The organism is Anaerococcus degeneri, assembly GCF_017874475.1.
Classification (GTDB): domain Bacteria; phylum Bacillota; class Clostridia; order Tissierellales; family Peptoniphilaceae; genus Anaerococcus; species Anaerococcus degeneri.
On the sequence record NZ_JAGGLO010000001.1, the window covers coordinates 486743 to 509986 of the forward strand.

19 protein-coding genes are annotated in these 23244 nt (G+C 31.7%); 1 reads left to right on the plus strand and 18 read right to left on the minus strand.

Going from position 1 to position 23244, the window contains the following annotated elements; all coding sequences use genetic code 11:
- Positions 1-32 precede the first annotated feature (32 nt).
- The 12 genes from J2Z38_RS02385 to gmk all read right to left on the minus strand — a co-directional run bounded on the left by J2Z38_RS02385 (position 33) and on the right by gmk (position 14016).
- A complete protein-coding gene (locus tag J2Z38_RS02385; protein WP_209771975.1) occupies positions 33-1022 on the minus strand; it encodes a tyrosine recombinase XerC in 990 nt (329 codons plus the stop codon).
- Between the two features lie 476 nt (positions 1023-1498).
- Positions 1499-3040 carry a ribonuclease Y gene (gene rny / locus J2Z38_RS02390; RefSeq protein WP_209772451.1) on the minus strand — a complete coding sequence of 514 codons (1542 nt, stop codon included), beginning with the start codon at positions 3038-3040 and terminating at the stop codon, positions 1499-1501.
- 125 nt (positions 3041-3165) lie between these two features.
- Positions 3166-3693: a serine O-acetyltransferase EpsC gene (gene epsC / locus J2Z38_RS02395; RefSeq protein WP_209772453.1), complete on the minus strand. Its 528-nt coding sequence runs from the start codon at positions 3691-3693 to the stop codon at positions 3166-3168.
- Positions 3680-4591, minus strand: a complete 912-nt coding sequence (gene cysK / locus J2Z38_RS02400; RefSeq protein WP_209771978.1) for a cysteine synthase A — start codon at positions 4589-4591, stop codon at positions 3680-3682. Before cysK ends, epsC begins: the two co-directional genes overlap by 14 nt.
- Before the next feature lie 194 nt (positions 4592-4785).
- The gene (gene nhaC, locus J2Z38_RS02405; RefSeq protein WP_209771981.1) at positions 4786-6330 is read right to left on the minus strand and encodes a Na+/H+ antiporter NhaC; all 1545 of its coding nucleotides are present in this window, start codon (positions 6328-6330) and stop codon (positions 4786-4788) included.
- A gap of 211 nt (positions 6331-6541) precedes the next feature.
- Complete coding sequence (tsf, locus tag J2Z38_RS02410; RefSeq protein WP_209771984.1) at positions 6542-7210, minus strand: translation elongation factor Ts; 669 nt, start codon at positions 7208-7210, stop codon at positions 6542-6544.
- A gap of 15 nt (positions 7211-7225) precedes the next feature.
- A complete protein-coding gene (rpsB, locus tag J2Z38_RS02415; RefSeq protein WP_209771986.1) occupies positions 7226-8065 on the minus strand; it encodes a 30S ribosomal protein S2 in 840 nt (279 codons plus the stop codon).
- A 130-nt stretch (positions 8066-8195) separates the two neighbouring features.
- The gene (gene ftsY, locus J2Z38_RS02420) at positions 8196-9353 is read right to left on the minus strand and encodes a signal recognition particle-docking protein FtsY (RefSeq protein WP_404800247.1); all 1158 of its coding nucleotides are present in this window, start codon (positions 9351-9353) and stop codon (positions 8196-8198) included.
- Between the two features lie 330 nt (positions 9354-9683).
- Complete coding sequence (gene priA, locus J2Z38_RS02425) at positions 9684-12050, minus strand: primosomal protein N' (RefSeq protein WP_209771988.1); 2367 nt, start codon at positions 12048-12050, stop codon at positions 9684-9686.
- Between the two features lie 4 nt (positions 12051-12054).
- Positions 12055-13227, minus strand: a complete 1173-nt coding sequence (coaBC, locus tag J2Z38_RS02430; protein ID WP_209771990.1) for a bifunctional phosphopantothenoylcysteine decarboxylase/phosphopantothenate--cysteine ligase CoaBC — start codon at positions 13225-13227, stop codon at positions 12055-12057.
- A 4-nt stretch (positions 13228-13231) separates the two neighbouring features.
- Positions 13232-13417, minus strand: coding sequence for a DNA-directed RNA polymerase subunit omega (gene rpoZ / locus J2Z38_RS02435; RefSeq protein ID WP_209771993.1), 186 nt, complete (start codon positions 13415-13417; stop codon positions 13232-13234).
- Positions 13417-14016, minus strand: coding sequence for a guanylate kinase (gene gmk, locus J2Z38_RS02440; RefSeq protein ID WP_209771996.1), 600 nt, complete (start codon positions 14014-14016; stop codon positions 13417-13419). The genes rpoZ and gmk overlap by 1 nt, the downstream gene beginning before the upstream one ends.
- Positions 14017-14109: 93 nt before the next feature.
- On the opposite strand from gmk, the gene J2Z38_RS02445 reads away from it, so the two are divergent.
- Positions 14110-15852, plus strand: a complete 1743-nt coding sequence (locus J2Z38_RS02445) for an Rqc2 family fibronectin-binding protein (RefSeq protein WP_209771999.1) — start codon at positions 14110-14112, stop codon at positions 15850-15852.
- 57 nt (positions 15853-15909) lie between these two features.
- On the opposite strand, the gene J2Z38_RS02450 is transcribed toward J2Z38_RS02445, so the two are convergent.
- The 6 genes from J2Z38_RS02450 to J2Z38_RS02475 all read right to left on the minus strand — a co-directional run bounded on the left by J2Z38_RS02450 (position 15910) and on the right by J2Z38_RS02475 (position 23244).
- Positions 15910-16188, minus strand: coding sequence for an HU family DNA-binding protein (locus J2Z38_RS02450; RefSeq protein WP_209772003.1), 279 nt, complete (start codon positions 16186-16188; stop codon positions 15910-15912).
- Positions 16189-16269: 81 nt separating this feature from the next.
- Positions 16270-17178 carry a SurA N-terminal domain-containing protein gene (locus J2Z38_RS02455; protein ID WP_209772005.1) on the minus strand — a complete coding sequence of 303 codons (909 nt, stop codon included), beginning with the start codon at positions 17176-17178 and terminating at the stop codon, positions 16270-16272.
- Complete coding sequence (locus J2Z38_RS02460) at positions 17150-18193, minus strand: peptidylprolyl isomerase (protein WP_209772007.1); 1044 nt, start codon at positions 18191-18193, stop codon at positions 17150-17152. The genes J2Z38_RS02455 and J2Z38_RS02460 overlap by 29 nt, the downstream gene beginning before the upstream one ends.
- The gene (gene mfd / locus J2Z38_RS02465) at positions 18193-21681 is read right to left on the minus strand and encodes a transcription-repair coupling factor (protein WP_209772009.1); all 3489 of its coding nucleotides are present in this window, start codon (positions 21679-21681) and stop codon (positions 18193-18195) included. Before mfd ends, J2Z38_RS02460 begins: the two co-directional genes overlap by 1 nt.
- On the minus strand, positions 21674-22261 hold the full coding sequence (gene pth / locus J2Z38_RS02470; protein WP_209772011.1) for an aminoacyl-tRNA hydrolase: 588 nt from the start codon (positions 22259-22261) through the stop codon (positions 21674-21676). The genes mfd and pth overlap by 8 nt, the downstream gene beginning before the upstream one ends.
- A complete protein-coding gene (locus tag J2Z38_RS02475; protein ID WP_209772013.1) occupies positions 22261-23244 on the minus strand; it encodes a ribose-phosphate diphosphokinase in 984 nt (327 codons plus the stop codon). Before J2Z38_RS02475 ends, pth begins: the two co-directional genes overlap by 1 nt.

The window sequence follows — 23244 nt, forward strand, 5'->3', positions numbered from 1 at the left end:
GTTCTAATTCTATAGTTAGAACGATTTTTAAATTAGAATTCTAATCCTGATAGAGGATTTTTATTTACAGCCTTTTTAAGATCCTCATCATCCAAATGAGTGTAAATTTGAGTTGTGGAGACTGAAGCATGGCCCAAAATATCTTTTAAGGCTCTTATATCAACATCACCATACTTATACATTAGTGTGGCAGCGGTATGTCTGAGTTTGTGAGTAGAGTAGATACTTGTATCAAAACCAGCTTTTGACAAATATTTTTCAATAGTTGATTGTACAGCTCTGTTTGAAATTCTTTTCTTTCTAGTCGAAATAAAAAGTGCACCAATGCTGGCATCCTTGAGATACTCAGATCTAATTACAATATAGTTGTTAATAAGATCTTGGCAGTTTTTTGTAAGATAAACTGTTCTTTCTTTATTACCTTTACCTATAATATTGAATCTATCTTTATTTACATCGGATAAATCAATTGAAACAAGCTCAGAAAGCCTCATTCCAGTTGTTAAGAATGTGAAGACCATGGCTAGGTCTCTAACTCTTAGAAAGGTATTTTTTTCTTGGTTTATTGTTTCCAATAACTTTTCTGTCTCACTTAATGTAAGGTAAACAGGTTGTCTTTGGCTAATTTTAGGATTTCTTAACTTATCAGCAACATTGGTATTTATTATTTCAATCTCGCTATACATATATTTATAAAAGGATTTTAAAGCTGAGATTTTTCTAGACCTAGTTGTGGCAGAATCACTTTTATCATTATCTAAATAAGAAAGAAAGGCGTAAAAATCTTGGATTGTAAGTTTTTCAAAAAAACTATTATCTATAAAAGAATTTACCTTATTATAGTTAAAATCATTTTTATATTTTTCTAAATTATTATTATAAATTTTTCTTATTATTTGATATTCAATAAACATTTCAAGATCATAAGCATATTCTTTAATTGTCGACTCGGAAAGACCTTTGATTGATTTTAAATAATTTAAGTAATCGTTTAATAAAAGAGGTCTAATAAATTCTTCCATAAAATTCTCCATTCATAATAACAATAGCAAGTTTAGCTTAAATATGATAAATTTGAGGTTTCTCATATTTATATTAAAATTATACCCACCCCAATTAGAAATACAATTTATTGCACAAAATAATAATTTTGTGCAATAAATTTGAATGCGCGATATCTCCTCTTTTTTATATATTTTATGAAGCGTTTAAAGATTCTAAGCAAATTTACACAAATAAAAATCCTATACTATTTTGCCAGTCTATTTTTTAGAGCTTCTTACATTTTAAATCTTAGCTAAGATACTAGCCTTCATCTCAAATTATTTCAATTAATAGTTTTATATTTTTCCTATTTTATTATAACATATGTTTTATCAGAAAATTCGACGCTTTATTTTGCGTTTTAAGCGTTTTTATTTTTTAATAAGTGTAATTATACCTTGTAAATTAAGCAAATTAAAAACTGCCATTGTTATAATGGCAGCTTGATTAATTTCTACTTAGCATAATCTATCGCTTTGGACTCTCTTAATAAGTTTACTTTAATTTCACCTGGATACTCTAATTCATTTTCAATTTTCTTTGCAATCTCTCTAGCAATTACAACCATTTCATCATCAGATATTTTTTCAGGTTTTACTAATATTCTTAATTCCCTACCAGCTTGTAGAGCAAAAGATTTTTCGACTCCTTCGAAAGAATTTGCAATTCTTTCTAAGTTTTCAAGTCTCTTAATATAACTTTCGAGACTTTCACGTCTTGCACCTGGTCGAGCAGCACTAATGGCATCTGCCGTTTGAACCAAGATAGATTCTACACAATTTGGCTCTACATCACCGTGGTGAGATTCTATAGCATTTATAACGTATTTATTTTCGCCATATTTGGTTGCAGCTTCAACACCTAGAGCTACGTGTGTTCCTTCTTGCTCTTGATCTATAGCCTTGCCTAAATCATGAAGTAATCCACCACGTTTTGCTAATTGACTATCAGCACCAATTTCATCAGCAAGCATTCCTGCAAGTAATGCAACTTCTACAGAATGTTTTAAGATATTTTGTCCATAAGATGTTCTAAATTTCATCTTACCGATTAGCCTGATTAATTGAGGATGTAGGTTTATTATTCCAACAGTTTCAGCAGCTGCTTCACCGTCTTCAATTATCCTTGCTTCAACTTCATCGCTTGCCTTTTGAAGCATTTCGTCAATTCTAGATGGGTTTATTCTTCCGTCTTGAATTAATTTTTCTAGTGCAACTTTTGCTATTTCACGTCTTACTGGTTCAAAACATGATATAACTACAGCTTCAGGAGTATCATCAATTATAAGGTCAACACCTGAGGCTTGTTCAAAGGCTCTAATATTACGACCTTCGCGACCTATAATACGACCTTTCATTTCATCGTTAGGTAGAGAAATTACAGATACAGTATTTTCAGCTACAAGTTCTGGAGCAAATCTTTGAATAGTAGTTGCAAGAATTTCTGTAGCCATTTTTTTACTTTCTGCTTTAATTTTCTCTTCAGCCTCTTTAATCATCCTAGCTGATTCATGAATAGTTTCAGATTTAACTCGAGCTAAAATTATTTCTTTAGCTTCATTATTGGTGAGTCCAGCGATATTTTGTAATTCCAACTCTTGTTGTTCTATTAACTTGTCAATTTTTTCTTCTTTTTGTTGTAACTTTTTCTGATCACTAGAGATTTGATCAGATTTTTTGTCAATCAATAAAGATCGATTGTCTAAACTTTCTTCTTTCTTAATCAAACGAGCTTCTCTTTTATTTAGTTCATTCCTTGTTTGATTCAGCATTTCTTCATTTTCAGATTTCAATTTTGAAATTTCATCTTTAGCATCAATAAGAGTTTCTCTTCTTAATGCTTCTGCTTGTTTGTTGGCATCATCTATAATTTGCCTACTGAGATTTTCAGCACCGCCTATTACAGACTCCCCAATTTTCTTACGATAAAGATAGCCAAAATAAAAAGCTAACAATACGAAGGCGACAAATATGATGAGAACAACAATTGGATTCATATTATCTAACATCATATCACCTCCAATAATATGGAAATTTTAATATTCCATTTATATTATACCATTTTTTTATAATTATACGAAATAGTTTTCATTATTTACAAAATAAAAAAAGTAGCATAAAACTACTTTTTATGTGGAATTATTTTTGCTGGCGCGCCTACCGCAGTTGAATCACTTGGTACATCTGTTAATACAACAGAATTTGCACCAATTCTACAATTATCACCTACTTTAATATTACCAAGTAAAACGGCACCTGCTCCTATCATTACGTTATTGCCTACGGTTGGGTGTCTTTTAACCTTCTTATTTGTTACAGCTCCTAGGGTGACTGAGTGATACATTAAAACATCATCACCTACTTCAGCTGTCTCTCCAATAACAACTCCCATACCATGATCTATGTAACATCTTCTTCCAATTTTTGCTCCAGGATGAATCTCAATTCCTGTTTCCATCCTAGTCTTATAAGCCATCTCTTGTGCTTCATATAATTTGCCTTCTAGATATAGATTATGTGCTATATAATGAGATAATAGGGCCTTTATACCAGCAGAGAAGAGGATAGCCTCCTCTTCACTTTTTAATGCTGGGTCATGTTCTAGGGCGTTTTTAATTAATTCTTCTTTGTATTCGTTATAATTGATCATTGTCATATAATTCAGTTGATAAGTATCTTTCGCCCGTATCAGGTAAAACAGTTACCACAACTTTCCCTTCTCCTAATTTATCGGCAATTTCAATTGCACCTACAACATTAGCTCCTGATGATATTCCTACTGCTAAAGCTTCATCTTTTGCAAGCTGTCTTGACATATTTATAGCATCATCGCTTTTAACGTCAACAATACCATCAAGAATATCAAAATCTAAATTTTTTGGAATAAAATTTCCACCTATACCTTGAATTTTATGGCCAGAAGCCTTGCCACCAGATAAAAGTGGGCTTTCAGCTGGTTCTATTGCGTATATCTTTGTATTAGGATTTGCTTCCTTTAATCTTCTACCTGTTCCTGTTACAGTGCCACCAGTTCCAACACCAGCTATAAAAGCATCTGGACTTATTTCAGATAAAATCTCTGGACCTGTTGTTTCATAATGAGCTTTAATATTGGCTGGGTTTGAAAATTGGTCAGGCAAGAAATATCCGTTTTCTTCAGCAAGTTCTTTTGCCTTATCAACAGCACCCTGGAGGGCACCTTCTGTTGTCCTAATTACCTTTGCTCCATAAGCCATAGCTAATTTTGCTCTTTCAATACTCATTGAAGCTGGCATTGTTAAGATAAGATTATAGCCTTTTGCTGCAGCAAGAGCTGCTAGGGCTACACCGGTATTACCACTAGTTGGTTCTACAATTGTACCACCTTTTTTAAGCTTGCCTGATTTTTCAGCTTCTTCTATCATATATAGAGCTATCCTATCTTTAATAGAGCCGGCTAGGTTGTTTTTTTCTATTTTAACATATATATCTGCTCTTCCCTCTTTCTTGAGTGAGTTAAGTTTCAATATAGGAGTTCCTCCAATTAATTCAGTTGGATTATTCTTCATATTGTATTTCTCCTTTCAAAAAATTCGATTAATTTATATAATCATCATTTATATAAAAATAAGTTGTCTTAATTCCTACATATTTACTATACTATAAAATAAGGTCATTTAAAAGTAAAAAAAAAAGGAAGCTTTGCTTCCTCTTAGATAACGGATTTCTATAACTTAAAATATTTCAATTTTTATATCTTTCCTTAACTTATATTTACTTGTGGAGCCTTGCCTTCGTTTCTTAATTTTATCAAATTTTTAATAGCAAACTCTCTAGCTTCTTCAGGAGCCTTAGCCATTTTTTTCATCTTTGTTTTACCAAAAATATTAGTGTATGCTCCGTCTGCCCAGAAAATATTTCTTTTCAAAAGAGCAGTTATAAGTGCATAAATAGGATTTAATAAATTTACAAAGGCGAATGGGAAAAAGCTAATAGGACTAACACCCAAGGTCTTCATTTGATATGCACCACACGCTGTCCATGGGAACATTACAGCCCATAATGTACCAGCATCTTCAAGGGTTCTTGAAAGCATATTCCTTGATAGACCAAGTTCATCATATTTATCTTCATATAGTGGGGCAGGAACACCTATACCTAAAAATTGATCACACATAGTTGCATCGCAGAAAATTGAAGTGAGCATAGTTACGAATACAAGACCAGCAACTGAATTTATCCTTTCTTTAAGGTGAGCAAAGAGCCTTTCAATAATACCAGCTCTTTCCAGAGCTCCACCAAAGGAAACAGCTAAAAGTATAAGGTTAACCGTCCACATTTGATTATCCATACCACCTTTAGCTAGAGCCTTGTCTACAAATTCATTGCCAGTAGCAATGTCTGGTCCATAGTGTAGAATAGCAAAAATTTCTGCCAGACTTCTTTTTTCTTGAAATATAAAAGAAAATATAAGTCCAACAATAACAGCAATTATAACACCTGCAAGACCTTCAATCCTTAATATACAAATAAAAACAATCAAAACAATAGGAAGTAGGACTAAGGGGTTTAAGTTGAAATTACTAGAGAGTGCAGTTTTTATTCCTTTCGCAATATTTGAGTCATAGTTTATAACATTGGCTCTAATACCTAATAGGCTATAGAGAATTAAAGAAATTAAGAAAACCGGACCAGTTGTTGAAACCATAGCTGTAACGTGGTCAAAAAGACCTGTTTTAGCTACACCTGTAGCTAGATTTGTCGTATCTGATAAGGGTGAAAACTTATCTCCTATGTAAGCACCTGATATAACCATACCCGCTGTGATAGCTGGATTTATTCCAAGGCCTTGGCCTATAGTCATAAAGGCTATTCCTATTGTAGCCGTAGCAGTCCAAGAAGAACCACAAGCAAGACTAACTAAAGCAGTAATTATACACCCAATAGGAAGAAATAACTTTGGGCTTAAAAAACTTAGACCGTAATATATAAGAGCTGGTATAGTTCCTGATATCATAAAAGATGATATAAGAAGACCTACAGTAAGTAAAATTAATATGGCATCAAGAGTAGTTCTTATACGTTCAATCATACCATCAAGCATATCTCTAAAACTATTCCCGCACCTTAATCCAACTATACAAGCAACCATTATCCCGCAAATAAGAGGGAGGTGAGCGGCATCATATATATTTTCTTCCCCATCTTTAGCAAATACAAATAAATAAATCATTAAACTAACCATCGTTATAATAGGCAAGGCTGATTCAATTAAATTTGGAAGCCTGATATTTTTTTCATTTTTCATAATAGCTCCTTATAAATACATTAGCGTGTTAAATCGACTATGTATATGATACATTAGATTGATAATTTTGTCAACTATTGTTTTATTTAATTACCTAGTTATTATAATAAATAAATTTAATTATATTCAGTATTTTTACCAACTTATATTATCGCAATTAAAAAAGCATAGACAAGGCTATCTTTCCATTGTCTATGCTTAAATTTTTATATTATGCATTCATTTGGCTAGCTACTTCAGCAGCAAAGTCTTCTTCTTTCTTTTCAAGACCTTCACCTACTTGGAATCTAGCAAATCTTCTGATTTTGATGTTCTCGCCAACTTCGTTAGCAGTATCTCTTAGAAGTTGTTCTACCGTTAAATCAGGGTTTTTGATGAAGGCTTGATCTAGTAGGCAAACTTCTGAGAACCATTTTTTAAGTCTACCTTCAACCTTTTTCTCAGCAATCATTTTTTTCTTATCTTCAGGCATATTATCGCTTGATTCGTTGATTGCTTGGTTGATTAGGATTTCTCTTTGTTCAGCCACATCAGCTTCATCTGCATCTTCTTCAGAGATGTACTTAGGAGCACTTGCAGCAACGTGCATTGCTATATCTCTAGCAAAGTTTTTAACTGTGTCGGTATTAGCTGAAAAATCTGTTTCAGTATTGATTTCAACAATTACGCCAATCTTATCGTTGTGAATGTAAGAACCAATAACACCTTCTGCAGCAATTCTACCAGATTTTTTATCAAGAGTTGCTTGTCCTTTTTCTTTTAGGATTTTTTGAGCTTTATCAATATCCCCGCCTGCTTCTTCAAGAGCTTTTTTGCAGTCCATCATTCCAGCGGCAGTTCTTTCTCTTAATTCTTTAACTAATTTTGCACTAATTGCCATCTAAATCTCCTCTACTTATTCTGCTTCGTTTTCTTCGAAAGCTTGTTCTTTTATTTCTTCAGCTGCTTCTTTTATTGCTTCATCAGATAGGTTTTCTTCTTCTGTTACTTCCACTTCAGAAGCTTCTTCTTCAACCTCTTCTTCATATTCATCATTAGAAGGATCAAATTCATTACCTTGATTTGCTTCAATTACAGCATCTGCCATTACAGATGTAATAAGTTTTACAGCTCTAATTGCATCATCGTTACCTGGGATTGGAACGTCAACTTCATCTGGGTCACAGTTTGTATCAACTATAGCTATTACTGGAATACCAAGTATTTTAGCTTCGTGTACTGCTATAGATTCTTCACCTGGATCAACTACAAATAGTACATCTGGTAGTTCTTCCATTTCCTTTATACCACCAAGGTTTCTTTCTAGCTTATCCATTTCTTTTTGATATTGAAGAACTTCTTTTTTTGGTAGAAGATCAAATGTTCCATCTTCTTCCATTCTTTCGTATCTTTGAAGTTTTTCTACGCTTTTTCTGATTGTTTTAAAGTTTGTAAGCATACCACCCAACCATCTGTGAGATACGTAGTATTGACCAGATCTCTTAGCTTCTGATTGAATTGAGTCTTGTGCTTGTTTTTTTGTACCTACGAATAGAACTCTACCACCATCAGCAACGATGTCTCTCATTACTTTATAAGCTTCCTCAATTTGGTTAGCTGTTTTCTGTAGATCTACAATATAGATACCATTTCTTTCTGTGAAGATGAATCTTGACATTTTTGGATTCCATCTTCTTGTTTGGTGTCCAAAGTGTACACCTGCTTCTAATAATTTTTTCATTGAAACTACTGCCATATTTACCTCCGTTTTTTCTTCCACTCATCTCAACTGGATATTAAACCACTATCGGCAACGTAATACCCATCCATGAGTGTGATTGTTGTAGTACCTGAATAATATACCACTTAAAACCTATATTTCAACATTAAAACATTGCTTCTACAAAAGATTTTGAATCGAATTTTTGCAAATGATCAATTCCTTCACCGACGCCTATATATTTAACTGGAACTTCTACTTCAACCTGTAGTGGAAATATTACCCCACCTTTTGCAGTACCATCAAGTTTTGTAAGAATTAGCCCTGTAATCTCAGTAACATTTTTAAATTCTCTTAACTGGCTTACTGCATTTTGTCCTGTTGTAGCATCAAGTACCAATAGGTTTTCCCTATTTGAATTTACTGCGTGAGTATCAATTGTTCTATTGATTTTATCTAGCTCTTGCATTAAATTCTTTTTATTATGAAGTCTTCCTGCAGTATCACATATTAAAACGTCTACATCTTTACTACGAGCTGATTTTATAGCATCAAAAATTACTGCTGATGGATCAGCACCTTCTTTGTGAGAAATAAGCTCTACATCAGCTTTTTTTGCCCACTCTTGGAGCTGATCTATAGCTGCTGCTCTAAAAGTATCAGCTGCTGCAAGCATTACTGTTTTACCTTCATTTTTGAAATTATTTGCAAGTTTACCAATTGTAGTAGTTTTTCCTACACCATTTACACCTATTACTAGAATTACTGTTAATTTTCCTTTTTTAAATTTAATTTCATTGTTAAGGTTGTTTTCATCAAGATTTTTAATCATTATTTCTTTTAAGACAGGATAAATTTTATCAGCTTCTTTAATAGACCTTTTCTTGATTTCTCCACGTAATTCATCAACAATTTCTATTGTTGAGTTCATACCAATATCTGCAGAAATTAGGATTTCTTCAAGCTCATCATATAAATCATCGTCTATTTTCACATTTCTTGTAAAAAGATTTGTTAGACTTGATGTAAAACTATCTCTAGTCTTTGTTAAGCCCTTTTTTAACCTATCAAATATCGATTCTTTTTCTTTAACTGGTTCTTCAGTTTCTTCTAATTTGAAATCATGGATTTCTTCTTCAGTTGGTATATTTAAGCTTTTTTTTTCTGGATTTTCTTCTTGTTGTTCTTTTAATTTCTCATCTTCAGTTTTTAGAGTTTTTTTTTCCGTATTTTCAGTTTTTGTTAAGTCTATAAATCTTCCGGCTTTAATATTACTAGATTTTTCTTCAACTTTATTTTCAATATCTTTTACTTCAGACTTCACTTCTTCTGAAACTTCTACAGCCTTAGCCTCTGCTTTTTCTGCTGCTGATTTAACATCATCAGTAATTTCTTCAGTCTTATCTTCTAGTTTTTCTACTCCAGATTTGACTTCTTCTTTAACTTCATCAAACTTTTCTACTATTTTGTCAATTAAGTTGTTGTTTTTATTTACTTCATTGAACTTATTAAATTCTTCGTTAGTCTTATCGTCACTATTTGAATTACTATTATCATTAGTTAATTCTTGACCAGATTCTCTTATGACTTCTTTGTTTTCATGTTCTTCAGATTTTTTCTTTTTCCTTTTAAAAAAATTAAACATACCGACTCCTTAATTAATATTCACAGGATTTAATGCAACAATAAATGATGTATCATTGTATTTATTGATTAAAGAATTCCTAACCCTGCTTATAACATCTCTACAAATATCAAGGTCCTTGTCACTAACCTTCACAAGAATATTATACCTGTATTTGTTATTTATTCTTGATATTTTGCAAGGATTTGGACCTATTATTTCAACATTTAAATTAGATTTCATTAAATTTTTCAGCTCAGTAGTAAATTCTCTAGAAATATCTATGGTCTTTACCCTATTTTCATTTATAATTTTTATCGTAATTATATTTTTAAAAGGTGGGTATGAAAAAGCCTCTCTAATTTTAAGCTCATTAGCAAAAAAACTTTCATAATCATTTTCCTTAACAGCCTGAATTACGAAATTTTCAGGTTTATAGGTTTGAATTATAGCCCTTCCCGGCTTATTAGCTCTACCCGCCCTGCCCGCTACTTGGGTTAAAAGTTGAAAACTTGTTTCTTGGGCAGAAAAATCTCCCACATTCAAAGAAAGATCTGCAGATATTATCCCAACTAAGGTTACATTTTCAAAATCAAGGCCTTTAGCAATCATTTGTGTTCCTAGTAGGATATCAATCTTTCCTTCCTTCATAGACCTATACATGTGGTCATACTTTGCCTTGTTAGTTGCTATCATTGAATCCATTCTAAAAATATTTGCGTCTGGGAAAAATTGCCTTACTTCTTCTTCAAGCTTTTCTGTACCTGCTCCAAATTCTTTAATCTTTTTTGAATGGCAGTTTGGGCATACTCTTACTTGATTTTTGGTCCTCCCGCAGTAGTGACATACAAGTTTGTCAACATTTTTGTGGTAAGTCATAGCTACATCACAGGCTTCACATTTTACAACATATCCGCAGGCTCTACAAAAGGTGAATGAATCATGACCTATTTTGTTTAAAAATAAAATCGTCTGTTCTTTATTTGAAAGATTTTTCCTAATTTCTTCTTGCAGTTTGTATGAAAGCATAGAGTAATTTGAATTTTTTAGCTCTTCTCTCATATCAACCAAATTAATATCTGGCATAGTATTATTAACCCTAGTTCTTAGGTGCAAGAGATCTAGTTTTCCATCCTTTACTTCCTTCATAGTTTCAATTGAAGGAGTCGCTGAAGCCATAATCAGCTTGCAAGAATGGTAAAACGCTCTGTATTTTGCAATTTCTCTTGTATGGTACTTGGGGTCTTTTGATGATATATAAGAATTATCATGCTCTTCATCTATAATAATAGCTCCAAGATTATCAAATGGTGCAAAAATGGCTGATCTTGCTCCAATGGCAATTTTAACTTCACCATTTTTTATCATCATCCATTGGTTGAATTTTTCTTTAGGAGTGAGCCTTGAATGAATTATTGCAATTTTTTCATTAAATCTACCTGAAAATCTCTCAATAGTTTGTGGAGTTAGAGAAATTTCAGGAACTAGTATAATTGCTTCTTTTCCTTGTTTTATAACTTCTTCGACAACCTGTAAAAATATCTCAGTTTTCCCAGATCCTGTTACCCCAAACAATAAAAATTGCCCCTTATCTTTACTAAGAATAGTTTTAAAAGCTTTTTCTTGGTCTTCGTTTAATGAGTGTTTATCATATCTGTTTGTATCTAACTTAATCTCCTTATTAGCCTCTTTTTGAATTTCCTCAACTATATCTTTTTCAATAAGAGATCTTAATGAAGATAAGGAAGAGGAAGTATTTTTAAGTAGATCACTCTGCTTAGTTTGTCCATGATATTTTAGATAATCAATAATTTTCTTTTGTTTTTTGGCATTCTTTGCTAGTTTAATATTAGAATTTTTTATTTTTATATAAGTATCATAAGTAATTTTTATTTTATCACTTGCTTCATACAAGACCTTAAGCTTCTTATCTTCAACTAATTTATTTAATATTTCCAGGCTATTCGGAAATTTATTTAATATTTCCTCCTTACTTCTCTCAATTTGTAAATAATTAAGTATTTCATTATCTTCTTTTGAATTCGCCAAATAAAAAGTTTTTATTTTATCAATACTAGTAGGTGGCAGAACTTGTTTAAATGATAGCTGGATTGGAGAAAGATATTCTTTTGACATAAAAAATGCCAGGTCTAATAATTCGTCACTAACTAGTTTATTTTCATCAATTATTGATATTATATCTTTGATCTCATAGTCGGCTTCAAAATCTCCTAAAATTTCATAAACAAAAGCAACGACAGTCTTATTTCCCTTACCAAAAGGAACTAAGACCCTCATTGCTCTTTGTAATTTATTATTTAATTTTTCTGGAATATGATAGGTAAAAGATCTATTTAAAAATCTGCTTTTGCTATCAATAATTACTTTTGCGTACAAATTATCACCTTAATAGATCTAATATTTTATTTGCCAGCTGGCTTTTAGGCATAATATCCAAGTTAATTATTTGATCCTCAGAAATTATTGATGCAACATTTGTGTCTACATCAAAACCTGCTCCCCATTTGGTTAAATCATTAGCAATAATATAGTCTAAATTTTTCTTAGATAGTTTTCTCTTTGCATTAGCAATCAAATCATCAGTTTCTGCAGCAAAACCAATAATAGTTTGGTCTTTTTTTATTGATCCAAAATATTTTATTATATCAATATTTTCGATTAATTCTAAGCTTAAATTAGAACCATCTTTTTTAATTTTTCTGTCACTTGGATTTGAAACCTTATAATCAACAGGTGCTGCAGACATTATTAGGGCATCAGAATTTTTAAACTCTCTTTCAATTGCATCTTTCATTTCAGAATTAGTTTTAATTTCTATTCTTTTGACACCATTAACCTTAAGAGGGTTTACTGGACCAGAAATCAAAACAACTTCTGCACCACGCTTCCTAGCTTCATTAGCTATATTATAACCCATCTTACCACTAGAATTATTGGTTATGTACCTAACAAAATCAATTGGTTCTACAGTTGGACCAGCTGTCACAATAATTTTTTTGCCTAAGAGATCTTTTTCTGTAAAATAATCATCAAGAAAATCTACAATCTCCTCAGGCTCTTCAAGCCTTCCATCCCCTATTGTATTACAAGCCAAAAGACCTGGTTCTGGTTTTATAATCCTAACCCCATCTTCACTTAAAATTTGAATATTTCTTTGTGTGGCCTTTGCCTTAAGCATATTGGTGTTCATAGCAGGTGCTATTACAACATCCTTATCAAAGGCAAGATAGGTTGACAAAAGAAAATTATCAGCTATTCCATGAGCCATCTTCGCAATTGTATTAGCACTAGCTGGAGCTAGTAGCATCAAATCCGCCCATTTGGCAAGCTCTATGTGATGAACTTCTTCATGATGGCCAGTGAATAAATCTGTATAAACCATGCATCTTCCCATTGTTTCAAAACTAATAGGATTTACAAATTCTGTTGCAGACTTAGTCATAATTATCTTAAGATTTACATTTCTTTTCTTAAGGCGAGAACATAAGTCTAAAACCTTATAAGCAGCAATTCCTCCACTTACACCTAGGAGTATGTTTTTATTTTCTAACATATTATTACTTTTTTCTTACTTTACCCTCAATAACCTCATTTAAGGCTTGAGTTACTGGTTTAGCCTCTAAATGTTTAGTTAAAGGTGCAGATCCATTTACAATTCTTCTTGCTCTTTTAGCGCACATCATGCAAATTTCATACCTACTTGGGCTAACTTCAGATAATGTTTTAAATGATGGATTTTTCATTAATCCTCCTCAAATACTAAATTTTCTTCCCTAAATACCTTATGTTTTTCCGCATTTATTATTTCATTAACAGATGTTATGGCAGAATTTAGGTGGTCATTAACAACTATATAATCGTAATCCTTGATATACTGTAGCTCTTTTTTAGCATTATTCATCCTAATTTTAATATCTTCGTCAGTCTCTGTACCTCGTCCTACGATTCTTTTCTTTAATTCCTTAAGACTTGGTGGAGCTAAAAAAATAAAGACTCCATTATCAGTATTTTTCTTGATATTTAGAGCTCCTTGTACATCTATTTCTAGTATTACGATTTTGCCTTCGTTTATCTTTTTTTCTACGAATTCTTTGGGTGTTCCATAATAATTGTTATGGACTTGAGCATATTCAAGGAATTTATCTTCAGCGATCATTTTTTCAAACTGATCGTGATCTAAATAAAAATAGCTAACTCCCTCTATCTCTCCATCCCTTTTCTTTCTAGTGGTGGCAGATACAGAATATACTAAGTTTGTTTGGGTGTTCATCAAATCATGAAGAACAGTACCTTTACCGACTCCAGACGGTCCTGATATTACTAATAAAAATCCCTTTTTCATCACTCCCCCTTATCTTATTCATTTTACTTTTATATGTTTTTACTTCAAGTATCATGTTTGATGGCAAAGAGTATAATATAACTGAGGTGAATTATGAGTTTTGACGGAATAGTAACAAGAAAAATAGTAAACGAACTCAAAAGTGAAGTTCTTGGTGGGAAAATCCAAAAAATATCCCAACCATCAAAAAACGACTTAGTTTTTAACATATATTCAATGGGTAAGTCAGTAAAATTATTGTTAAGTGCAAATAATAATGAGGCAAGAATAAATTTGACTGAAAAAAAATATGAAAATCCTGAAAAACCTGATAATTTTTGCATGGTTTTAAGAAAACATATTGGTCAAGGAAAGATTTTGGATATAAAACAATACGGACTTGACAGAGTTGTGGAATTTTCCATAGGGTCAATTGATGAAATGGGCTTTGATACCAGCAAAAAATTGATAATTGAAATTATGGGCAGACATTCAAATATTATCTTAACCGACGATAACTATAAAATTATTGATGCAATTAAGAGAGTAAATGACCAAATGTCTTCAGTTAGGCAAATTTTTCCATCCCTTCCCTATCAAAGAATCGAAAGTGAAAAAATTGATATAAGTGATGCTGACTTTAAAGCAGATATATTTGCTATTAGCCCAAGGATACCTAATGGTATTGAGCCTTATAAGGTCTTTTATAGCTATTATGAGGGATTTTCTCCTATTATTGGTAGGGAACTTATCCATAGGGCTAAGATTGATCCTAGGATAAATTGGGGACTTGTGAGCGAATCTGATAAAAACGAATTAAATCATTTACTCCTTAAGTTAAGAAATGATATTCTGGAAAATAAATTGGGTGCCTATGATTATAGGGATGAAAGAAAAATTAAAGAATACCATACTCTTAAATTAACCCACTTAAATTTTAGTGAAAACTCCTATGATTTAATGAGTAAGGCCATAGATGATTTTTATTCTATAAATAAATCAAATGATAGATTAGACCAAGCTAAGGCAAATATTATAAAAATAATTAACAATCATAAAAAAGCTGTAAGTAAAAAGATAAGTATTTTAAATACTAATATTTCGAAGAAAAATCAAGCAGAAAACGCAAAGAAAAATGCAGACCTATTAGCAGCTAACCTATACAGGATTGAAGAAAAAGCCAAGGAAATTACCCTAGAAGACTTTTATAATCAAAATAAGCCGGTAAAAATATCCCTAAATCCAATGAAAACTCCTTGGGAGAATATAAACGATTACTATAATAGGTCTAAAAAGATAAAAACATCAATTGTTTACGCTCAAAAAGATTTACCAAAGCAAGAAAATCTTCTATCCTACTTAGATCAATTAGAGGACTTTATTACAAGAGTAAAATCTATTTCAGATTTAGAAGAAATTAGAGAAGAAATGATTGACAATAAGTTGATAAAGAAAAAAAATAAAGACAAGAAAAAATCTAAACCTTCTAAGCCCCTTCATTATAAAACTGAAAACGGAGCTGACATATATGTCGGAAAAAATTCAAAACAAAATGACTATATTACTCTAAAAGTTGCTAGGAAGGATGACCTCTGGTTTCACGTTAAGGATAGCCCAGGTAGCCATGTAATATTAAAAGCTGATAAGTTTTACGATGATGATATAATGGTAGCCGCCTATCTTGCTGCACTTAACTCATCACTTTCTAATGATAAAAAAGTGGATGTAGACTATACAGAAAAGAAGAATGTTAATAAAGCTAAGGGTGCCAAAGATGGAATGGTTTACTATGAAAATTTTTCAACCATAAGAGTTGATCTAGACCAAAAGATTGACTTCAAGCTTGAACACCTATAAAAAAATAAAAAAACCGGCTCTTTATTTCAAGATCCGGTTTTTTAAAATTCTAATTTATTATTTGTTAACAGCTTCTTTAAGAGTTTTACCAGCTTTGAATACTGGAGCTTTAGAAGCAGGGATTTGGATTACTTCTTCTGGTTTTCTTGGGTTTCTACCTTCTCTAGCTTTTCTATCTCTAACTTCGAAAGTACCAAAACCAACAAGTTGAACTTTGTCACCAGCTACAAGTGCTTCTTCTACTGTTTCTAAAAATGCGTTAAGTGCTTTTTCAGATTCAACTTTTTTAAGACCACTTTTTTCTGATATGCTATTTAATAATTCTGATTTATTCATATTTCCTCCTATAAATCAACATGTATTCTGTTTAACTCTAAGATTGATTATACATAACAAATTCAATAAAATCAAGCATTTTCATATAAATACCTTTATTTTACTAGATTTTACTAATTTATTTAGATATTGTTCGTAAGCATCCTTAAGATATTTGTCTTTTGTATGCATCAAAAGTTCATTTTCATTCTCATTATATGAGTTAATCATAAGAATCATATACTTACCGTCATGTTCAAATATTTCACTAATCTTATCTTTCTCATTCATTTTAGATTCTACAAGCAAGGGATCATCTTTATAAACAAAATCTGAATTTATGATTTTGTAGTTTCTAACTGGATTCTTTAAAGCTTCTCTAAAATCAACTTGGTTTTTTATACTAGCTTTAGTTTTTTCAGCTCCATCCTTATTATCAAACACTAATACATTGTACTTATACAATATATGAAGGTCATCATTTGCCTTATAATATTCTAATATTTCTGAATCTTTGATTTTATTATGAGTTAGAAAATAATCGTAGTGAATTTTCCTAATTGAGTCGTTAAAAATCACATCGGAGAAATCTCCTTCACTAATATTTAAGGCCTTCATATTTGCCTTCAATGAATTTTTATCGCCCAATTCTTTTTCCATATCACTTCTTATTTTGTTGGCTGTATTATCATCAATTTCTATTTTTTTCTTAGCCAGATCATTGAGCATGACCTGGTCTTTTATCATTGAATCAAGTAAGTCATCCCTTAGAAGATCTTTATTAGTCTTTCCCTTAGAATTTTTATTTTCTAAGTAAGAGTCGCCGTACTTTTTAGAATAAAATGTCAGATAAAACTCCAACTCCTTATCAAACATTTCTTTGTCTATTGCTTCGCCATCTACCAATGCTATTGCATTTTCATTGGCGTTATTTTTTTTACAAGAAGAAAAAATAATTAGGCAAAGGCTTAAAGATAATAAACTAATTATTATCTTTTTTATCTTTTTCATTTTCTTTAGTTTCGCCAGATTTTTCTTTTTTTGAATTTTCTTCAGGCTTTTCTTCTGATCCTTCTTTTTCGCCTTCTGCTGCTTTATTTTTAGCAATAGTTGCTTCTGTTACAACATTTGCTTTTTCATTTAATTCTTTGATATAGTCAGCATACTTTTTGTCATTAAGAGCCTTAGTAATTGCTTCTTTGTTATCTTCAACAGAATCAGCAATCTTATTTAATTTTATGATGTGGTAACCAAATTGAGTTTTGATTGGTTCAGAAATTTCGCCTTCTTTTAGAGCAAAAACTGCATCTTCAAATTCTTTTACCATTTGACCTTTTGAAAATGTTCCTAGCTCTCCACCTTTTCCAGCATTAGCTGTATCTTTTGAATATTCTTTTGCTAGGTCAGCAAAATCTTCACCCTTATCTAATTTCGCTTTAACTTCTTTAGCTGTTTTTTCGTCTTCTACTAAAATGTGTGATGCATCACGTTTAGCAAATTGGTCTTTATTATCTTCGAAATATTGTTTGATTTCTTCTTCAGTTACAGGATGTTCTTTTTCAAACCATTCTTTGTGTTTTTTATACATTAAATCTTTTTTTACAGTTTCTTTGAATTTTTCTACATCCATGTTGTAGTCATCCAGCATCTTATCAAATTGTTCTTGACCGCCAAATTGTTTTACTGAATTAAGGAAAGCTTCATTAACATCTTTATCAGCAACTTCAATCTTATTTGCCTTCATATCGTCAGAAATAAGTTTATCTTGAACCATCATTTGGACAATTGAATTTTTAAGGTTTTGTCTGCTTGCAAGCATTGCTCCATAAAAACTCATTTCAGCCTTGTAATCATCTTTTGAAATTTTTTCTCCATTGACTATGGCAATTGTTCCCTTATCAAGTTCTTTAACTTCCTTAGCCTTTTCTTCTACTTTTGTATCTTTCTTACCGTCATTTGCTTGATTTCCACAAGCGCCTAGCACCATTGTTGATGCTAACATTGCAATTAATAGTTTCTTATTCATCATTTACTCCTTATTTTGTTAATTGTATTTAAAAGTTCGTATGTGTCAAGTAATTTACTCTTTGTAACAGGGATTTTAAAAGCTGGTTTATTCGATAAGTCTAAACTCATCTCACCCTTGTATGAATTATTTATACCCTTAAGCTCTTCAAAAGAATAAAAATCTCTATCAGAAAAGAATAAATTAATCTTGTTATCAATTTCTCTAATCTCAGTAATACCATTAGCTGAACCGAGAGATTTGATTAGGGACACATACATTATATTATCCACGATTATAGGAATATCGCCATAAACGTCTATTAATTCCTCAACCAAAGCCTCATAATCTTTTTTATCATCAATATTAGCTATACGGTTGTAAATCTCAATTTTTTGTGAAGAATCACTAATATATGAATTTGGAATGTAGGCATCGACCTTAATATCAATGAAGGTTGGATTTTCGTCTTTGATTTTAACTTCTTTACCAGAAGCTTTTTCGACCGCTTCTTGTAAGAATTTTACATAAAGATCATAACCAACAGCTTCTACATGGCCTGATTGACTTTCCCCCAAGAGATTTCCTGCCCCCCTTAGCTCTAGGTCTTTCATGGCAATTTTATAACCTGACCCAAAATCTGAGAAGTCCCTGATTGATTTTAATCGCTTTTCACCAATCTCTGTTAAAATTTTTCCTGTCCTATAAGTGAAATATGCGTATGAAGATCTGTATCCTCTACCTATCCTTCCCTTTAGCTGATAAAGCTGAGAAAGGCCCATAAGATCAGCATCATAGATTACTATGGTATTAACATTTTTTATATCCATACCTGTTTCAATAATTGTTGTGGCCAGCAAGATATCGGTTTTACCTTCAATAAAATCAAGCATTATATTTTCAATTTGCCTTGGACTCATTTGCCCGTGAACAATATCTATGCTTGCTTCAGGAACAAGATCTTTTATTTGAAGATAAAGTTTTTCAATATCATTTACCCTATTATAAACAAAATATACTTGACCATTCCTATTAATTTCTTTAAGAATTGCATCTCTAATTATTCCAGAGTCATATTCTAAAACATAGGTATTTACTGGTAGCCTATCTTCTGGTGGCTCATCCAAAGTCGATAAGTCCCTTATTCCGGAAAGTGACATCTGAAGTGTTCTTGGTATCGGTGTTGCCGATAGGGTTAAGACATCAATTGATGATTTTAATTTCTTAAATTTTTCTTTATGCTTTACCCCAAATCTTTGCTCTTCATCTATTATCAAGAGTCCAAGCTTGTTAAATTTGATGTCTTTTGATAGAAGTCTATGAGTTCCAACAACAATATCCACTTTTCCGGTTTTAATATCCTTAAGAATCTTCTCATCCTTAGCCTTGGTATTAAATCTTGAAAGCATAGCACATGATACAGGAAAATCTTTAAATCTTTCAAGCATTGTGTGATAATGCTGATTAGCTAAAATTGTAGTCGGAACAAGGAAAGCCACTTGATAACCATCCATTATGGCTTTAAAGGCAGCCCTTAGAGCTACTTCTGTTTTTCCATAGCCAACATCACCACACAACAACCTATCCATAGGATTTTCACTTTCCATATCCTTTTTAATTTCTTCAAGGCTTCTTAACTGAGATAATGTCTCATCGTAAGGAAAGGAATTTTCAAATTCATTTTGCCAGCTAGTATCTTTTGAAAAAGCATGACCTTTTTCTTTAGCTCTTTTTGCATATAATTTTACAAGATCATCTGCAATTTCATCGACAGCTTTTTTGGCTCTTTGCTTGGATTTTTGCCACTGGACAGAACCTAGGGCAGAGAGCTTAGGCTTTTCGCCTCTATTGCCAATATACTTACTAACCAGATTCATTTGATCAACAGGTATGTACAGCTTGTCATTTCCTCTATATTCTATAAGAATAAAGTCCTTTTCAACATCATTTCTTTCAATTTTTGTAAGACCCTTATAGATTCCTATACCATTATTTTCATGAACAACATAATCACCAATTTCAAGGTCAGAATAGTTTATAATGTTTTTTGATGACAGTTTTTTAGGTTTTTGTTTTCTATTTGAGGATTTCCCATAAATCTCTCTACTTGTAAAAACATGGAGTTTTAGGTCTTTTATAAAATAACCTTCACTTGCCTTTTTTTCTGAAATAATTATTGGAATTTTTTCAAAATCCGAAACACTTTCTTCAAAACCTGCAAGAAGAAAATCATTGTCAATAAAACTTTCTAGAAGTTTTTCTTTGCGTGATTTAGATCCAGCAAAAACAAAGACTTTTTGTTCCCTATTAACAAGGTCAATACTTGTATTTATAAATTCTTCGACATTTTTATTGAAATTTTCAGCCTCTATTGTCTTAAGATCAACAATTTTTTTGGGAGAAAATAACTTTGTCCTTTTAAGAATTGATGTCAGATTTATAATCTTTTTTTCAGAAATTTTTTCATAGATATCGTTAGTCTCTAACAAATAATTTGAAAAACTAGCAAACACTTCTCCATTTTCCATTTGATAAGTTAAATCTTCTAAAAATTTCTCGTCGCTAGTAGCGACCGATTCATAGATTCTAGAGATATCATCAAAAATAAAAACTGTGTCCTCTGGAAGGTAATCAATAAATGTATCATAATTATCTTCCCTATAGGCATTTATCAAATCTTTGTTTGCAACATACATACTCTGGTCTAAGAAAGATATAATTTGCCTATACTTATCTATAAGTTTTTGATCTCTACTTTCAGATATTTTTCTATTTTCAAGGTCATTTAAAATCCCTTTAATAATTTTCTTATAGTCATCTTTGTCATATAGAAGTTCATTAGCAGGTCCTATTTCGACGCTTTGAATTTTTTCTACAGTTCTTTGGGTATCCTTATCAAAAATTCTTATAGAATCAATCTCATCGTCAAAAAGTTCAATTCTAACAGGATTATCGTAATTTACGGGCCAGATATCAATAATAGAACCTCTTTTTGCAAAGTCAGTTCTTTCTTCAACAAAGTCCGATGGATTATAATTGAGAGCTAATAAACTTGAAATAAAATTATCAACATCTACTGTGCTCTCTTCGTCTATTCTAACAAAAGACTTATTAAATTTAACTAAAGTTGTTAGTTTATTTTTAAGAGCGTCAATACTTGTTATAGTAATAAATTTTTGTCCCTTGGCAAGGCTGATCAAGGTATCTAGTCGTTGATTGATTTTTTTATCATCAATTGATTTAATATTATAAAAATTTGTATCAAGAGATGGGAAATATTTTGAAATATCTGATATTTCATTTATATCATCAATAAATCTTTCTGCCCTTTTTGGATTTTCAGCCACAAAAACCAAATTTTTATCCAATAAGTCAAAAAGACCTAAAACAAGATGTGCCTTAACTCCTTCACTTAAGCCTTGGATATAAAGAGGAGAGTAATCTTTAAGCTGATATTTAATTTTATTAATTTGGTCGACATTAATTAATCTTTCAATTAATTTATTCATTATCTTTTTTCACCAACTTAACTGAATTGCACCTATTCATCGCCTTATCAATGTCCTCTTTTAAGATTAGTTCGATTCCTTCGGCAGCAAGCCTGATTTCATCTTCAAGGACTCCTACCTCTTCTTTGCTAAAACCGCTTAAAACAAAATTAGCTAGGTCCCACCTTTCTGGTTTTTGACCTATAGATATTTTTATCCTTGGAAATTGATCATCTTGAATTTGATAAATAATAGACTTCATTCCGTTGTGGCTACCTGCAGAGCCTTTCTTCCTAATCCTAATAGTCCCAAAGTCAATATCTATATCGTCATAAATTACAATTAACTTATCTATATCAAATTTATAGAAATTTCTTAATTCTCTAATCGCTTCACCTGAATTATTCATATAGGTTTGAGGTTTTATGAGCATAACTTTATGGCCAGAGATTTCTCCCTGACCATAGAGCGATTTAAATTTTAATTTTCTTACATCTATATCATATTTGTTCGCAAGATAATCAATCGTCATAAAACCAACATTGTGCCTAGTATTTTCATATTGTAATCCAGGATTGCCTAGTCCTACAATAAAATACATTATTCAATAACCGTAAATAGACCACTTATTGATTCATAAGTATTAATTCTGTTAATAGCTTCAGCAAGAAGTGGAGCTATAGATAGTTGGGTTATCTTGTCTATTCTTTTTTCTTCTGGTAGGGCTATAGTGTCTGTGATTATAACTTCTTTAACAGATGGTTTTTGAAGTTTCTTTACAGCATCTCCAGAGAATACGCCGTGAGTTGCAACTAGATAAACATCTTTTGCACCATTTCCAACTAGGAAATCTGCTGCATTAGTAATTGTTCCAGCAGTATCTATCATATCATCAACGATAATAGCGTGTTTACCTTTGAAATCACCAATTACAGACATAACCTCGGAAACATTTGGCATAGGCCTTCTTTTTTCAATAATAGCTATCGGCAATTTTAAGTAATCAGCAAATTCTCTTGCACGCCTTACACCACCAAGGTCAGGACTTACTACTACAAACTCCTCTGGTTTGTCAAAAGCGAATGATTGGAAGTGAGTTGAAAGTAGTCTAATTGCAGAAAAATGATCAACAGGTATATCGAAATATCCCTGAATTTGACCTGCATGAAGATCCATAGTTATCATCCTATTAGCACCAGCTACGGTAAGCAGATTTGCAACAAGTTTTGCTGTGATAGGTTCTCTACCTCTTGTTTTCCTATCTTGTCTAGCATAGCCATAATACGGAATAACGGCATTTATATATCCAGCAGAAGCCCTTTTACAAGCATCAATCATAATTAGTAATTCCATTAAGTTATCATTTGTAGGACTAGAAGTAGGTTGAACAATGAATACATCCTTGCCTCTTATGGACTCATTAATTTTTATGCTAATTTCCCCATCTTTAAACTTTTCAATATCAGCCTTTGTAAGTTCAGTTCCAAGGTTTTTAGCCATACTTTCTGCTAATTTGATGTTGGAATTTCCTGTTAATAGTTTTAATTCCCCTCTTTGAATATACTTATTTGATTTAGATAACAT